At 64.8% G+C, this 15,741-nt stretch carries 14 protein-coding genes; 8 read left to right on the top strand and 6 right to left on the bottom strand.

What is annotated here, in order from left to right:
* Positions 1-13: 13 nt before the first annotated feature.
* From uxaC to AC1PLS_RS20550, 4 genes are all read left to right on the top strand, one after another.
* Positions 14-1,435: a glucuronate isomerase gene (uxaC, locus tag AC1PLS_RS20565; protein ID WP_184435109.1), complete on the top strand. Its 1,422-nt coding sequence runs from the start codon at positions 14-16 to the stop codon at positions 1,433-1,435.
* Positions 1,436-1,598: 163 nt separating this feature from the next.
* Positions 1,599-4,298, top strand: coding sequence for a beta-galactosidase GalB (galB, locus tag AC1PLS_RS20560; protein WP_439655026.1), 2,700 nt, complete (start codon positions 1,599-1,601; stop codon positions 4,296-4,298).
* 116 nt (positions 4,299-4,414) lie between these two features.
* Positions 4,415-5,533, top strand: coding sequence for an endo-1,4-beta-xylanase (locus AC1PLS_RS20555; RefSeq protein ID WP_481104523.1), 1,119 nt, complete (start codon positions 4,415-4,417; stop codon positions 5,531-5,533).
* 76 nt (positions 5,534-5,609) lie between these two features.
* The gene (locus tag AC1PLS_RS20550; RefSeq protein WP_184435103.1) at positions 5,610-6,656 is read left to right on the top strand and encodes an SMP-30/gluconolactonase/LRE family protein; all 1,047 of its coding nucleotides are present in this window, start codon (positions 5,610-5,612) and stop codon (positions 6,654-6,656) included.
* Positions 6,657-6,862: 206 nt separating this feature from the next.
* Here the strand turns inward: AC1PLS_RS20550 and AC1PLS_RS20545 are convergent, their stop codons facing one another.
* Both AC1PLS_RS20545 and AC1PLS_RS20540 read right to left on the bottom strand, forming a co-directional pair.
* Positions 6,863-7,759, bottom strand: coding sequence for a DUF3800 domain-containing protein (locus AC1PLS_RS20545; protein WP_260300210.1), 897 nt, complete (start codon positions 7,757-7,759; stop codon positions 6,863-6,865).
* A 117-nt stretch (positions 7,760-7,876) separates the two neighbouring features.
* Positions 7,877-8,920 carry a Kelch repeat-containing protein gene (locus AC1PLS_RS20540; RefSeq protein WP_184435100.1) on the bottom strand — a complete coding sequence of 348 codons (1,044 nt, stop codon included), beginning with the start codon at positions 8,918-8,920 and terminating at the stop codon, positions 7,877-7,879.
* A gap of 218 nt (positions 8,921-9,138) precedes the next feature.
* Here AC1PLS_RS20540 and AC1PLS_RS20535 point away from each other — a divergent pair, with 218 nt between their 5' ends.
* Positions 9,139-10,092, top strand: a complete 954-nt coding sequence (locus tag AC1PLS_RS20535; RefSeq protein WP_104571221.1) for a DNA-binding protein — start codon at positions 9,139-9,141, stop codon at positions 10,090-10,092.
* Positions 10,093-10,172: 80 nt separating this feature from the next.
* Here AC1PLS_RS20535 and AC1PLS_RS20530 read toward each other — a convergent pair whose 3' ends face one another.
* Positions 10,173-10,331 (bottom strand): DUF2256 domain-containing protein, encoded by a 159-nt coding sequence (locus AC1PLS_RS20530; RefSeq protein WP_046346114.1) that lies wholly within the window; start codon positions 10,329-10,331, stop codon positions 10,173-10,175.
* 227 nt (positions 10,332-10,558) lie between these two features.
* Between AC1PLS_RS20530 and AC1PLS_RS20525 the strand changes: the two genes are divergently transcribed.
* Positions 10,559-10,981 (top strand): hypothetical protein, encoded by a 423-nt coding sequence (locus AC1PLS_RS20525; RefSeq protein WP_481104004.1) that lies wholly within the window; start codon positions 10,559-10,561, stop codon positions 10,979-10,981.
* 72 nt (positions 10,982-11,053) lie between these two features.
* Positions 11,054-11,425: a hypothetical protein gene (locus AC1PLS_RS20520; protein WP_054591735.1), complete on the top strand. Its 372-nt coding sequence runs from the start codon at positions 11,054-11,056 to the stop codon at positions 11,423-11,425.
* Between the two features lie 66 nt (positions 11,426-11,491).
* On the opposite strand, the gene AC1PLS_RS20515 is transcribed toward AC1PLS_RS20520, so the two are convergent.
* Both AC1PLS_RS20515 and AC1PLS_RS20510 read right to left on the bottom strand, forming a co-directional pair.
* Positions 11,492-12,496, bottom strand: a complete 1,005-nt coding sequence (locus tag AC1PLS_RS20515; protein WP_046345116.1) for a 2-hydroxyacid dehydrogenase — start codon at positions 12,494-12,496, stop codon at positions 11,492-11,494.
* A gap of 337 nt (positions 12,497-12,833) precedes the next feature.
* Positions 12,834-13,163, bottom strand: a complete 330-nt coding sequence (locus AC1PLS_RS20510; protein WP_311736862.1) for a SymE family type I addiction module toxin — start codon at positions 13,161-13,163, stop codon at positions 12,834-12,836.
* A gap of 434 nt (positions 13,164-13,597) precedes the next feature.
* On the opposite strand from AC1PLS_RS20510, the gene AC1PLS_RS20505 reads away from it, so the two are divergent.
* Entirely contained in the window at positions 13,598-13,984 is a 387-nt protein-coding gene (locus AC1PLS_RS20505; RefSeq protein WP_184435097.1) for a bleomycin resistance protein, read from the top strand.
* A gap of 147 nt (positions 13,985-14,131) precedes the next feature.
* On the opposite strand, the gene AC1PLS_RS20500 is transcribed toward AC1PLS_RS20505, so the two are convergent.
* Entirely contained in the window at positions 14,132-15,595 is a 1,464-nt protein-coding gene (locus AC1PLS_RS20500; protein ID WP_481104522.1) for a mannitol dehydrogenase family protein, read from the bottom strand.
* Positions 15,596-15,741: the final 146 nt, after the last annotated feature.

Here is a 15,741-nt window from a genome sequence, read left to right as displayed (position 1 = left end):
CGGCGACCGACTGATGCCTACCTCCATTCCGCTGACCCTGCACGCCGACCGCCTGTTGCCCGCCGACCCCGGCACGCGTGCGATCGCGCGCCGCCTGTACGCGCAGATCGCTGCACTGCCGATCATCAGCCCGCATGGTCATACCGAACCGGCGTGGTTCGCTACCGACGCGCCGTTCGCCAATGCCACCGAGTTGTTGCTGGTGCCGGATCACTACGTGTTCCGCATGCTCTACAGCCAGGGCGTCGCACTGGATGCCTTGGGCATTCCGCGTGCGGATGGATTGCGCGCGATCGTGGATCCACGCGCGGCGTGGCGCGTGTTCGCTGAGCACTACACGTTGCTGCGCGGTACGCCGTCAGCGTTGTGGTTGAATCATGTCTTCCATGACGTGTTCGATCTGCGCATCCGGCTGGATGCCGGCACTGCCGATCATTACTACGACCACATCACCGCGGCGCTGCAGACGCCGGCATTCCGTCCGCGTGCCCTGTTCGAGCGCTTCAACATCGAGGTGATTGCCACCACCGAGTCGCCGCTGGACACGCTGCAGCACCACGCGGCCATTCGCGCCAGCGGCTGGAAGGGACGCGTGCTCACCGCGTACCGCCCGGACCCGGTGGTCGACCCCGAACACGAACAGTTTGCCGCTGCGCTGCAGCAGTTCGGCGCGCTCACCGGCGAGGATGTGCTGAGCTGGCAAGGCTATCTGCGTGCGCACCGGCAGCGCCGCGCCTTCTTTGCCGCGCATGGCGCCACCTCGACCGACCACGGCCACCCCAGCGCGGCCACCGCCGATCTGTCGCCGGCCGAGGCGCAACGCCTGTTCGACACCGTGGTACGTGGTGCCGCCACACCGGCGCAGGCCGAGCTGTTCCGCGCGCAGGTGCTGACCGAAATGGCGGCGATGAGCCTGGACGATGGCCTGGTGATGCAGTTGCACCCGGGCTGCTTTCGCAATCACAACCGGCAGTTGTTCCAGACCTTCGGGCGCGACAAGGGCGCCGATATTCCGATGCGCACCGACTACGTGCACGCGCTCAAACCCTTGCTGGACCGGTTCGGCAACGACCCGCGCCTGCGCCTGATCGTGTTTACGCTGGACGAAACCAGCTACAGCCGCGAGCTGGCGCCACTGGCCGGCCATTACCCCTCGTTGTTGCTGGGGCCGGCATGGTGGTTCCATGACGCGCCGGAAGGCATGTGGCGCTTCCGCGAGCAGACCCTGGCCAGCGCCGGCTTCTACAACACCGTGGGCTTCAACGACGATACCCGCGCCTTCCTGTCGATTCCGGCGCGGCACGATGTGGCGCGGCGCGTGGACAGCGCCTTTCTCGCCAAACTGGTCGCCGAGCACAGGCTGGACGAGGACGAGGCGACCGAGGTTGCGATCGATCTGGCGTATCGCCTGCCCAAGCAAGCCTACAAGCTGTGAGGCTGGGCGAGGCAGCACGCAGCGATGCCTGCACGCGTGCAGGTGGTGCGGATGGGACACGCCTGCAGGCACGGTCGATGCGAGGCGCGATATGACGCACACGGGCATGCAGGCGAGGGTGATGCGCGCGCTCAGGGATTGCGCACGCCTCGCAAGTGTCGCGATGCTTTGCATCTGCCTGGTAGTGCCCGCGCTGGCAGCACTACCGGCGCCGACCCAGTTGCCGCGCGAGCGCGTCTCGCTCAACGCGCAGTGGCGCTTCCATCGCGGCGATCCTCCAGACAATCGGCAAATCCTGGACTACGACATCCGCCCGCACGTGCTACGCAGCGAAGACGGCAAGGTGGCCGACGCGCAGCCCGAGCAGGCGCAGCGCCTCGATACCACCGCAACCCGCGTGCTCAAGCCATGGATCCTGCCCACGGCCAATGCCTTGATTGCAGATCCCGCGAAGCGGCACAAACGCCCGCCCGGCCACCCCGGCAGCAGTGTCGCTTTCGTGCAGCCGCAGTTCGACGACAGCGGCTGGGAGCGCGTGGATCTGCCGCACGACTGGGCCATCGCCGGGCCGTTCCTGGCCGATGGTCCCTACGGTGGCATGGGGCGCCTGCCAAGCTGGGGCGTGGGTTGGTATCGCAAGCGCCTGGACATCCCCGCCAGCGATCGCGGGCGCGCGCTGTTTCTGGATCTCGATGGTGCGATGGCCTATGCCACGGTCTGGCTCAACGGCAAGCTGGTCGGCGGCTGGCCGTATGGCTACAGCTCCTGGCGCGTGGACCTGAGCCCCTATGTGGTGTTTGGTGCGCGCAACCAGCTGGCGATCCGCCTGGACAACCCGCCCGACTCGGCGCGTTGGTATCCGGGCGGCGGGCTGTATCGCAATGTGTGGCTGACCAAAGCTGCGCCGCTGCATGTCGCGCATTGGGGCACGCAGCTGACCACGCCGCAGGTCTCGGCCGACACCGCGCAGGTGCAGCTGGCGATCACGCTGGACAACGCCGCGCGCAGTGCAATGCAGGCACAGGTCAGCACCGCCATCTATGTGCTCGACGATGCACGCGGCAAACGCAGCGGCGAGCCGGTCGCGCGCATTGCCGCCGTGCAGGTTGCGGTTGCCGCCGGTGGCAGCGCCCGTGTGCAGGGCAGCACGCAGATCGACCGCCCGCGTCTGTGGGGCCCGCCGCCGACCCAGCGCCCGCACCGCTATATCGCAGTGACCGAGGTCAGTCAGGACGGGCACGTGGTGGATCGCTACGAAACACCGTTCGGTGTCCGCAGTATCGTGTTCGATGCCGACAAGGGCTTGCTGGTCAATGGCGAACATGTGCCGATTCGCGGCGTGAACAATCATCACGACCTCGGCGCGCTGGGTGCGGCGTTCAACCTGCGCGCCGCCGAGCGGCAACTGCAGTTGCTGCAGCAGATGGGCGCCAATGCCATCCGCATGAGCCACAACCCGCCCGCACCGGAGCTATTGGAGCTGACCGACCGCATGGGCCTGCTGGTGGTGGACGAGGTGTTCGACAGTTGGGAGATGAAGAAGACTCCACTGGATTTCCACCTGGTGTTCCCGCAGTGGCACGAGCCGGACCTGCGCGCGATGCTGCGGCGCGACCGCAATCATCCTTCGGTGATCCTGTGGAGCGTCGGTAACGAAGTCGGTGAGCAGTACACCGGCGAGCAGGGCGCGGCGATCGCACGCACACTGCACGCCATCGTGCATGAGGAAGACCCCACGCGCCCCGCCACGGTGGCGATGAACTACGCCTCGCCCGAGATGCCGCTGCCCGCTGTGCTGGATGTCATCAGCCTCAACTACCAGGGCGAAGGCATCCGCGACGCGCCGGAATTCGCAGGCACCGAGCGCATCCGCAAACAACCGCAATATCCCGCGTTCCATGGCAGGTTCCCGCACAAGCCCATTCTCAGCACCGAGACCGCCTCGGCGTTGAGCAGCCGCGGTGTGTATCTGTTTCCGGTGACGCCAGACACCAGCGCACCGGTGCGCGATGGGCGCGGCGGCGATTCGGTCGCGCACCAGGTCAGCGCCTACGAACTGCATGCGGTGGACTTCGGCTCCAGCGCCGACAAGGTGTTCGCGGCGCAGGACCGGCATCGGTATGTCGCCGGCGAATTCGTCTGGACCGGCTTCGATTATCTGGGCGAGCCCACGCCGTACTACAGCTCGCGCAGTTCGTACTCCGGCATCTTCGATCTGGCCGGTTTTCCCAAGGATCGCTACTGGCTGTATCAATCGCGTTGGCGCCCCGACCTGCCGATGGCGCATCTGCTGCCGCACTGGACCTGGCCCGGCCGCGAGGGTCAGGTCACGCCGGTGCATGTGTTCACCTCCGGCGACGAGGCCGAGCTGTTCGTCAATGGCGTCTCGCAGGGGCGCAAGCGCAAGGGCCCGCTGCAGTACCGGCTGCGCTGGGACGCGGTGGTCTACCAACCCGGCGAGCTGCGCGTGCAGGCGTACAAGGAAGGCAAACCCTGGGCCGAAGACCGGGTGCAAACCGCTGGCAGCGCCGCGCGCATGCAGGTGACGCCCGACCGCAGCAGCATTCGCGGCGATGGGCAGGATCTGAGTTTCGTCACCGTGCGTTTGCTAGATCGCGATGGACGCCCTGCGCCGACCGCCGGCGACCGCCTGCGTTTCCGCATCGAAGGCCCGGGCGAGCTGGTCGCCACCGACAACGGCGATCCCACCAACCTGGAATCCTTCGCCGCGCCGCAGCGCAATGCGTTCAACGGGCTGTGCCTGGCGATCGTGCGTGCCAAGCCCGGCGCGCGTGGCACCATCACGCTGCATGTGGACTCCGACAGTTTGCAGGCCGCCAGTGCGCAGGTGGTGGTGGAGTGATGGGGTTCCCGATGACGCACTACCTGCGGTACCTGCACAGGAATCCGGTGATGCAGCAGACCCACGAGCGCCCAGCAGCATGCTTGCGTTTTGTTCTGGCCCTGATCGGCGCTGTGATGGCAGTGCCGGCCTTGGCTGACTGCGACACCCGCAGCACCTCGCTCAAGCAGGCCTACGCCGACGGCTTTCTGATCGGCACCGCCGTCAATGCCGACATCGTCTCCGGCAAGGACGCTGCCTCTGCCGCGCTGGTCGCCTGCCACTTCAATGCCATCACTGCCGAGAACGTAATGAAGGCCGAAGTGGTCGCCCCGCGCCCGGGCGTGTTCGACTTCGGCACGGCCGACGCCTTCGTCGCCTATGGGCGCGATCACGCCATGTTCGTGGTCGGCCATACCCTGGTCTGGCACAACCAGACGCCGGAGTGGTTCTTCGTCGATGCACAGGGCAAGCCCAACAGCGCCGACGCGCAGCTGGAGCGCATGCGCGCGCACATCGAGCGCGTGGCGGGGCGCTACGTCGGCAAGGTGCAGGCCTGGGACGTGGTCAATGAGATCATCGACGAAGACGGACGTTACCGCGATACCAACTGGGTGCAGCGCGTCGGCGATGGCGACACCGTGGTGCGCAACGCCTTCACCTTTGCCCAACGGTATGCGCCGGATGCGGAGCTCTACTACAACGATTTCAACGCATGGCGGCCGAGCAAGCGCGATGGCATCGTGCGCATGGTCAGGATGCTGCAGCAATCGGGCATCCGCATCGATGGCGTCGGCATGCAGGGACACTGGGGGCTCAACTATCCCAGCCTGCGCGATATCGAAGACGCCATCGATGCCTACGCCGCGCTCGGCATCAAGGTCATGATCACCGAGCTGGACATCGACGTGTTGCCACTGACCAGGGAAGGCCAGGTCATCGGGACCGGACTTGCGCACAAGCAGTTCCAGCTGCCGGAATTCAAGCGCTTTCTCGACCCGTATTGCGAGGGCTTGCCACCGCAGGTGCAGGCGCAGCTGCGCGATCGCTACGCCGAGTTGTTCGCGCTGTTCTGGCGCAAGCGCGACAAGCTCGCACGTGTCAGCGTGTGGGGCGTCAGCGATGGCATGTCCTGGAAGAACGATTACCCCGTGCCGGGCCGTACCAACTATCCGCTGCTGTTCGATCGAAACTACCAGCCCAAACCGGCACTGGATGCGGTGCTGGCGGTACCCGCGCACGCTGGCGAGCGCTAGCACGGCTGCCGGCATGCGCAGCAGGCCTGCACGCGCATGGTGGCATCATGGCCCGACTTCGTTACTGGACTGACCGATGCGCTTGCCGCCCTATCTGCTGTTGGCCGTTCCGCTGCTGGCAATCCTCGCCGCCTGCACCAGGAAGGAGGTGCCGCCACCGCGCTTTGCCGCGATCGGGCATCTGCAGAGCTTCGATCGCAGCTTCAGCGACGTGGTCGCTGGCGATGCGCGCATCGAGAAGCTCAGCGAAGGCTTCACCTGGTCCGAAGGCCCGGCCTGGGTCCGCAACGGTGGCTATCTGCTGTTCACCGATGTGCCGGAAAACAAGCTCTATCGCTGGTCGGAGGACGCAGGCCTGTCGGTCCTGCTGTCGCCGTCCGGTTACAGCGGCCCGGAGCAGGCCACGCTGCGCGAAGCCGGCGCCAATGGGCTGTATGCCGAACCGGGCGGCACTGTGTTGCTGGCCGATTCTGGCACGCGCATCGTCGCCAGGCTCGACCCGGCCACGCGCAAGAAGACGCCGCTGGCGACGCAGTTCGAAGGCCACCGTTTCAACAGCCCCAACGATCTTGTCCGCCGTAGCGATGGCGTGGTGTTCTTCACCGACCCGCCTTACGGCCTGAAGGGCATGAACGATTCGCCGGTCAAGCAGCTGCGCTACAACGGCGTCTACCGGCTGGACACCGACGGCAGCGTGCATCTGCTGGACGACAGTCTCAGCCTTCCCAACGGCATCGCACTGTCGCCCGATGCGCGCACCCTGTACGTGGCCAACTCCGATCCGGAGCGCCCGATTTGGATGGCCTACACGCTCGACGCAGCCGGTGCGGTGACCGGCAAGCGCGTGTTCGCTGACGCTTCCGATCTGGTCGCCAAGGACGCGCCCGGCCTGCCCGACGGCATGGCGGTTTCCGCCGACGGCCACCTGTTCGCCACCGGTCCCGGCGGCGTCATCGTGTTCGCCCCCGACGGCCGCAGGCTGGGCCGCATCGAAACCGGCGAACCCATCTCCAACTGCGCCTTCGGCAACGACGGCCATACGTTGTACATGACCTCGCACGCGATGCTGGCGCGGGTGCGGGTCAAGGCGCTTGGGTTGGAGTTTGCCCAATCGCCGCTTTAGTAGGAGCGGCCCTGGCCGCGATGGAGCTGTACCGGTCACCCTGTGTTGCAAATCGTTCTGCTTTCAGCAGTCACAACAGCTGATGGATACGATGTGCTGACAGACCGGTTTTGTAGCGGGCAACCTTGAATTCTGCGGTCCAGAACTCTAGACTCGCACCCTAAGTGGACTGGGGGTTCCCGGTCGGCGTCATAGCCTCGGTGAGATCACCGGGGCTTTTCGCTTTCTGGCGGCGGGAAAATTTTCAGGCCCCAGCCTTCATAGTCGACACCCAATTGGCGCCGGCCTTGCTTGCAGAAGAATTTTCGCTGCAGCACGTCGAATGCGCGATTGGGATGATCCGGGCGCAGTACCGATAGCCCGATGGGCCGCGCAACGAGGTCAGCCAGTTGCAAGCCAGATGAGTTGGCCTTTTTGTCCGCAAAGACGATGGTGAACGGAAGTTGCCGGCCCCAGCGGTTTGCGTCGTCGCAGATCCGCCTGAATTCCAGCTCCAGATCGCGGTCTTCCTTCTTGCCACGGCACTCAACCACCACGTGCGTGGCAACGGCGTCCTGCTTCTTTTCCTGCATCAGTTCGAAAAGTGTTTCCAAGCAGAATGCGAGCGCCAGGTGGTAGGGATTGTCTGCGGTCTGGGCCTTTTCCTTCAGCCGTGTCTTGTCGATGACACAGCTGATCAGGATGAAGTTGTGCGACTCGATGATGCCCGTCAGCTCGTCCAGAAAAATCGTCTTCTCCAATCGATCACCGAAGCGGAAATGTCCCTTTTCCTTGCGGATGTCATGCTCGTGAAGAATCACCACGTCATGCCCGAAATGCCTGAACTTGAATGACTCAATCGCGGGAACCACGCGTTGCGCGTAGTGGCCTTTGTGGAAGACACACAAGGCCAGCACAAACACCGGATAGTTGGGATCTACCGACTCCAGGCCGTGGTCGCCGCTTTCATCGACATAGACGATGTAATTGCTGTAACGCGGGTCGGTAGCTGCCAGCAGTGGCGATGTCGCCGGCTCGCCTTCCGCCTGTACCAGTGGCAGCGAAAATTGCCCGGCAACGCCAGGCATCGTTGATGGCGTGTGATCTGATCCACGTTTCGGCATGACCGCTCCCTGGCACTGCACATTGAACAACGATGCAGCAGATTAGATCCTCGTCTGCAGAGGCACAATCTTCAACCAGGTCTCTTGCAGCATGCCGTACGCGGGAGTCGGCATGGCCTATTGCGCGCTGCTTTCATGCAACACCAGCACATCATTCAGCTCCGGCCCGCCGCCGCGGTTGCCGCTGCCCGCCACGATGTACAGCGCGTCGCCGACCGCTGCGGCCTGGGTGCCATGGCGCCCTTGCGGCAATGCGGCCAGCGTCGTCCAGGTGGAGGTGGCCGGGTCGTAGGCTTCGACCTCGTCGTGCGCCTTCACCTGGCGCGTGCTCTCGCCGCCCATGACCAGCAGCTGGCCATTGCGTGCAATGGCGGCGGCACCGGCGCGCGGCGTCGGCAGTGCGGCCGGGGCAACGCTCCAGGTGCCGCGCTGGATGTCATAGACATCGACTTCGGAAATGGTCTGCGCCAAGGTGTTGCCGCTCTCGTGCGATGACCTGCGGCCACCGGCCGCGTACAGCTTGCCGTCGAGCACCACTGCATGGAAGTGATCGCGCGCACGCGGTGCGTCGGCCAGCTGCGTCCATTGCTGCGTCCTGGTGTCGAACGCATCCAGCCACGGCACGTACCCGCTCATATGGCCGCGCGTGTTGCCGCCGACCAGGTACAGCACGCCGTCGTGCGCCACCGCGCCTGCCGCGCCGCGGCGACGGCCTTTGGGAATCTCCGCGCCTGCCTGCCAGCGATCGGTGGCAGAGTCGTAGATCAACAAGTGGGTCAGCGCGGCTTCTTCCGGGTAGTCGCCGGTCAGGCCGCCGACGACGTAGATCTTCCCCGACGACACCACTGCCTGCGCATGGCTGACCGCCAGCGGCGGCGTGCTGCCTTTGGACCAACGGCGTGTTGTGGTGTCGAAGATGTCCAGCGGGCGGTCGTCGCGCCCTCCGATCAGATAGAGCCTGTCGCCGACCGACACCAGGCTGTTCTCATGGCGCGCGTGCGGTTTGTTGTGCGGGGTCAGCGTCTGCCAGGAGGCCACCTGCTTCGATTGTGCCGAGGTGGCCACCGGCACCGCCTTGTCGGTGGCCTGACCAAGCGCGGGGAAAGTGCCGACCGCGGCAGCAAACAGGCTTGCGCGGAACCAGCTCGTCAACAGGCGCATGCAGCACTCTTCCGATGGCGTGGGCAGGCCAGTGTAGCGACACGTGCGCGATGATCCACTCGCACAAGCAGGCTGATCCAGGGCTAGGTCGCGCGTGCTTGCGCATTGCCGTGATGTCCCCGGCAGGCTGCCTAGGCAGTCCTGGCTGCCGGCTTCTTCACATGCAGCAGCACCGCGCATGCGAACACTACGGCAACGCGATACGACAGGAGAAAGGTGTGGCACGCAAACCGGCAAAGCAGGCGTCTTCGACAACACCGCCCAAGACAGTTGCCGACGCGGCGGCACGCGGACTGCGGTTGCGCGAGCAGCATGGGCGTGGTGGCACCGCAATCGGCGTTGCGCGTGCGCGCGATCTTTCGGCACGGAAATCGCTTTCTACGCAGACCATCCGGCGCATGCATGCGTACTTCGCGCGCCACAGCGTGGACAAGACTGGCAAGGGCTGGGCCGACCGTAGCGCGCCATCGGCCGGCTACATTGCCTGGCTGCTCTGGGGCGGCGATGCCGGCCAGCGCTGGGCGGCACGGCAGTACCAGCGTCTGGAAGAGGCGGCGAGCGCGAAGACCCCGGCAGGAAAACGAGCAAGCGCGACCACGACGGCCGCCGCCCATGCCAGTGCCGCGGACAAGCGCACCCCGAAGAAGACCGCGAGAAAGAAGGCGGTCGCAAAGAAGGCAACCGGAACGTCGCCAGCGAGGAAACCGTCGGCAACACGGGCCGCGACCAAGAAAACGAGCGCCGCTAGCGCAGCGACGCGCAAGTCGGCGCCCTCGGCCGGCGCCCGCAAGGCGACCGGCAAGAAGGCAGTCAAGAAGGCAGTCAAGAAGACTGCGGCCAGGAAATCTCCTGCAAAGAAGGCAGCATCGACGAAGAAAGCGGTAAACAAGACGGTCGCCCGCCGAACTGCAGCCGGGAAGAGCGCTTCCACGCGCGGTGCAGCGAAGAAAGGCACAAGCAAGACGTCTGCGCCATGGAAAAAGCCCAACCCCAAGAGTCGCTCGCGCTCAGGTCCGCTTTCCCCGGCGCAGAAGGCACAGGCCAGACAACGTGCCAAGGCAGCAGGCCGCCCCTATCCCAATCTGGTGGACAACATGGCAGTGGCAGGTAAAGGCAGCGCTGCCAAGCGGGCGAGTGGATCGGGTGCTGCGAAAAAAGCTGGTAAACGTTAGCCGCAACCGGCTGTCAGAATGGCCGAACCCGCTCGGCTCACGCGCGACGGCACGGGAGAGATGGGTTGCGCGTAAGCAGACTATTGTTCCGGGCGCTGCCGCTTGCTGTTTCGGCGGCATTGGTCCGAACAATACTTCACCTCGTCCCACACCTTTTCCCACTTCTTGCGCCAGCAGAAGGGTCGCCTGCATTGAACGCAGAGCTTTTCCGGCAAGTTCTGCTTCTTGTGGGCGGCCATGGGAATGCGGACGTCGGACGCTGTGCGGCAGGGGTTCAAGCATGCCATAGCGATGCATTGGGCCGAAGCCTCCGCCGCTCCACGAGATGCGTCGGCGGGCTTGGCAGCGTGGTCGTGAAAGCGGCACGCGCAGTGTCTATAGTGATGCAGGTTGGCTTGTGCCGAGATGGAACGAGCCTCCCCAACGCGGGGACATGCACTCGCCTCATCATCAGACAAGGACGCCCATGAAGCTGTTTCCACTTCTACTATCTGCCCTGCTGTACGGCATTTCGCTGTGCCTTCCTGCACTGCATGGCGGTAATGATCAACTGGGTGGATTTGTCATCCTGCTGTTTGGCTGGATGCAGGTGCTCGATGGCCAGTGCCTGGCCTGGATGATTAACCCGGTGTTCCTGTTGGCATGGCTGTGTTATTTCCTCAAGGCGGACAAGATGGCGGCGGCCCTGTTGGTAGCGGCTTGCCTGATCGGGTTGGATACCTTTCGCGCAACCCGGTTCGACAAGAACGAGGCTGGCCAGCAAGTCATGATCGATCACGTGGGCGCCGCATTCTATGTGTGGGAGTTGAGCTTTGTGGTCCTGCTCGTGCTGGTGCTGACGCGCATCTTCAATACATCCGGCGGCAGCCAGGGCGTCCGGGTATCGTGACCCACAGGCAAGCCAAGATGTCTGAATTGTGCAGATCTGCATGACATCCAGAGGGCGCTCAGGACCATCGACATGTGGCCGGTCAACTTGAACCGCAGGGCGGTCATTGCCATCGCCACGCTGGCGATTGCCTGCATCGCATCCAATCCGGAGGTTGCAGCGGCCATACCACTGCTGGAGATGGTGGGTATCGACGTGTTTGCATACTTGTTGGCAAGCCGGCTGGGCCCGGTTCTGCTGCAGGGCGTGGCGCCGGTGATCCGGGATGCATACATGCGCCGGGGCCACAGGCGGGTGCGGCCACTGGGCCATGCAGTCAACTGCCGCCTGGGTGGATACTTGCGGCAGGTGAGTTGGTACACCGGTCAGCTGGGGCTGGCCGCCGCGGTTGGTTGCACGCGGATCTGTGCGCTGCGTCGCCAGGCAACTGCCGTACCGGCTTGAACCCGAGTACCACGACAGAGGAGTCGATGAGTCGAACCTGCGCGGCTGGTGAGCGAGAAGGTGCCGCTAAGGTGCCGGAACACGATTCGCGCATGGCGAACCGGCAGCGAAATCGGCAAGGTTGCGCAGGGTGATGTCGGAGATCTCCTGCAATGCCTCTGCGGTGAAGAACCCCTGGTGCCCGGTCACCAGCACATTGGGGAAGGTCATCAGGCGCTGAAACGCTTCGTCGTCGATGATTTCGCCCGAGCGGTCCTGGAAGAACAATGCGCTTTCCTGTTCGTAGACATCGATGGCCAGATGGCCGAGCTGGCGGGACTTGAGCGCGCGGATCACCGCATCGGTATCCACCAAGCCACCGCGCGAGGTGTTGACCAGCATCGCACCCGGCTTCATCGACGCCAGCGCCGTGTCATCGATCAGGTGCTGCGTTGCCGGTGTCAGCGGGCAGTGCAGCGAGACGATGTCCGAGCGGGCGAACAGTGTCTCCAGCTCCACCCGCTGCCCAAGCGCATCGAAGCCAGGCGTGGGATAAGGATCAAAGCCCAGCACATCGCAGCCCATCCCTTGAAAGATACGCGCAGTCGCCAGCCCGATCTTGCCCAGCCCGATCAGGCCCACCGTCTTGCCGTGCAAGGTGCGGCCGAGCAGGCCATTGAGCATGAAGTTGCCCTCGCGCACGCGGTTGTAGGCGCGGTGCGTCTGGCGGTTGAGCGTCATGACCAGCGCCAGGGTGTGCTCGGCCACCGCTTCGGGCGAGTAGGCCGGCACGCGTGCCACGAACAGCCCAAGTGCGGTGGCCGCAGCAAGATCCACATTGTTGAAACCGGCGCAGCGCAGCAGCACCGCGCGCACACCGGTCGCGTGCAGTGCCTGCAGCACGGGCGCATCGAGCTGGTCGTTGACGAACACGCAGACCACCTCGCAGCCCTGCGCCAACGCTGCCGTCCGCAGATCGAGCGATGCCTCGAAATAAACGAACTCGGCTGCACATTGCGTGCCTAGGCGTAGTTTCGCTTCATCGAGAAAGCGCTTGTCGTAAGGGCGCGTGCTGAAGACAGCCATTTTCATGCAGAAAACTCCATCGGTGCGCGAATACGGTAGCTTGCGCATGGCCATATGGCGCTTGAACTTGTCCGAACGTGGGCGGGGCGTAGGTGAGGCCAAGCATGTCATGTCGAGCGATGCGGTGCAGATGTCATTGCAGGCGAGAAGCTCTCTACCGCTGACAGCCCCTGCGCTACGCAGCCTTGCTTTGCTGCTCCGCACCGCAACAGGCACCTCTGCTCTCAGGGGCAAACAGCCGGCCTCCCTTCTGCAATCCAGACAGGAGCAGAATGCGTCCCTTCTCCCGTGCACGGGAGAAGGGACCGCAAAGCGCTGGGCAAGGGCGCTCGCCCCAGGCGTGTCACCTGCGGCGCGATCTCACCGCCGGTACCGCAGGCGCCACGCGGCTGATCAACAGCACGCCGCGTCCCACCGTTACCCGCAACGCATCACCCACTGCGAAACCGCAGTGTTCCAGCCAGCGCCCGGACAGCCGCAGCTTGGGCACCGCGCAACCGATGACATCCTCGGCACGCCGCACGTCGTAGTGCTGGTAGCTCATGGTGACCCGCTCGGGAATGCGGAAGCCGGGCTTGCGCAAGGGCGGGGTAGGCGCAAGCGCTGGATCCACCGCTGGCTCAGCACCGGTCATGCTGGCGGCCGGGCGGTGCTTGGATCTGGCGCGTGTCACAACAGATCGCCTGGAAGGCGATGCAGCGCGTGCACGGGTGGTTGCTTTGGGACGGGTCATATCGAACTCCTTGTGCGATAGGAAGTCCGCCGCATCGCTGCTAAACGAGGGTGGCGGACGATGCGCGGTTAGCAGACCGGTCACAAGGAACCGGCAGACCTTGCGGTCTCCGCGCACCGCCCGCCGTAAAGCGAGCACGCCTGCCCATGCGATAAGTCGGGCAAAAGAAAAGCGCCGACATCGTGCAATGGGCGCTGGTGCGCCTTGTGATTACGGGCTGCTAAACCCGGCTGCGGAATGTGCCGCAGCAGAGCGATCTTGCTACTCGCCAACACAGCGAGTCAAGACAGCACGGCACGGCTCCCAACCGATCCCTCGTATCTGGCGTATCGTTGTGCTCAAAGACGGCTTCGTTATCCCACTACGAGAAAGCGATGACTTCCACTGCCGAAACGCCAGACCGTGCGATTCCACTGCTCCCCGGTCGCTCGATCGAACGCACCGTCGCCTTCTATCGGCGGCTGGGCTTTGTCGGCGACGCGCACCCGCACGATGCGGGCTACGCGATCCTGACGCGTGGCGAGGTGGAGCTGCACTTCTTCGCGCACCCGGACCTGGATCCTGCGGCCTGCTATGCGGGCTGCTATATCCGGGTTGGCGATGTCGATGCGGTCTACGCCGCCATGCGTGCCGCGCAGCTTCCGGCGCACGGCATCCCAAGGCTCGATGCTGTCAGCGACAAGCACTGGGGCATGCGGGAATTTGCGCTTGTCGATGAGAACGGCAATCTGATCAGGATTGGGCAGGTAATCGGTGGCTAGGCGTCCAATCGCCCGCATCTGCGTACCTGGCTATCCGGAACAGGCCATCGATCAGGTGGCACGATATACACGCTGCCCGAGATCGTACGATGCAGACATCGGACCTTGCTGGCATGCGATGGCAGTCGGCGATGCGTTTGCCACGCATCAACTTGCATCGATTGCCAGCTGTATCTCTGCCGGTGTTGCATTGCCCAGCACAGTATAGGCAGCGCGCAGTGCCTCCACAAAACGCGCATCGCCAGAGAGCGTAGCGAACACCGCATCCACGGTGAGGAACGTCGCGATGTCATGGCTGGCATCGCCGGTGGTCGAATGGGCGATGTCGCTGAGGACCTCGCTCAGCGGATCGACCAATGCCACGCCGTTGGCCGCCTGCCTGCGCACGAACTGCAGCCAGGCCGCTACCGGAATGCAGAGCCGGTCGACCCGGCGCCCGGCGTCCAATGCATCGCTGATGACGCCGAGCAGGCGCACCGGGATCTTCTGCGAGCCGTCCCAGGCGATCTGGGCGAGCAGGTGGCGGATGGCGGGGTTGCGGAAGCGGGCGAGGATGGCGCCGCAGTAGTGCTGCGGGTCGAAGCCTTGCATCGGTTGCAGGGTGGGGGCGATGTCCTCGCGCATCAGGGCTTCGACAAAGGTGGCCAGTTGCGAGTGGCGCATGGCGTCGGCGACGGTTTCCAGATCGAGCAGGCCGCCGAGATAGGCGAGTGCGGAGTGCGGGCCGTTGAGCAGGCGCAGTTTGGCGCGTGCGTAGCCGGCGATATCGTCGCTGAGAATCACCCCTGCGCTTTCGAAGGCGGGGCGGCCGTTGCAGAAGCGGTCTTCGATCACCCACTGGCTGTAACGCTCGCGCTGGATCGGCCAGGCGTCGTGCAGACCGGTCTGCGCGTGCACGTTGGCGCGCAGCGCGTCGTCGGTGGCGGGGGTGATGCTGTCGACCATCGAGCGCGGGAAGGTGACGTGCCGGTCGATCCATGCCGCAAGCGCGGGATCGGTTTGCTGTGCGAGCAGCAAGACTGCGCGGCGTAGCAGGCTGCCGTTGTCTTGCAGGTTGTCGCAGCTGAGCACGGTGAACGGTGCGCTGCCCTGCTGCCTGCGTTGTTGCAGGCCGGCGACGAGATAGCCGATGGCGCTGCGCGGCGTCGCGGGATGTGCGATGTCGTGCGCAATGTCGGGATGGGCGAGGTCGAGGGTGTCGCCTGCGAGGCAATAGCCTTTTTCGGTGACGGTGAGGGTGACCAGGCGCACGGCGGGATCGGCCAGGCGCGCGAGCACGGCGGTTTGTTCGTCGGCTGCGCACAGCACCTCGCGGATGGCGCCGATGATGCGTAGCTGCGGGTGCTCGTCGAGCAGGGCGAGGGTGTAGAGGCCGTCCTGCGGGCGCAGGGCGTCGCGCACCGTTGGGCTGTGTAGCGAGACGGCGTAGATGGCCCAGGTGGGGTCCTGCGCGAGCAGGTCATCGATGTAGACGGCCTGGTGGGCGCGGTGGAAGGCGCCTGCGCCTAGATGGACGATGCCGATGGTGGTCTGTTTGGGGTCGTAGCTGGGAGTGAGGACGGTGGTTAGTAGGTGCGCGAGTGTTGCGATGGAGAGCGTTGGAATTGGCATGGGTTTTTGTTTGGAATCGTGGGGGTGCTGCAAGTTCGCCTGTGGCCGTACCCTCACCCCAACCCCCGCTCTGCGCCCCGGCCCACGTCTTGCGACGCGGGCGCTCCAAGGCACGCGCGCCAGTGGCGCGCAAGCGGTGCCTCTTC

The sequence above is a fragment of the Xanthomonas sp. NCPPB 3218 genome (assembly GCF_056725185.1).
Note: the sequence above shows the minus strand (reverse complement) of the source record. Positions and strands in the feature narration are given on the sequence as shown.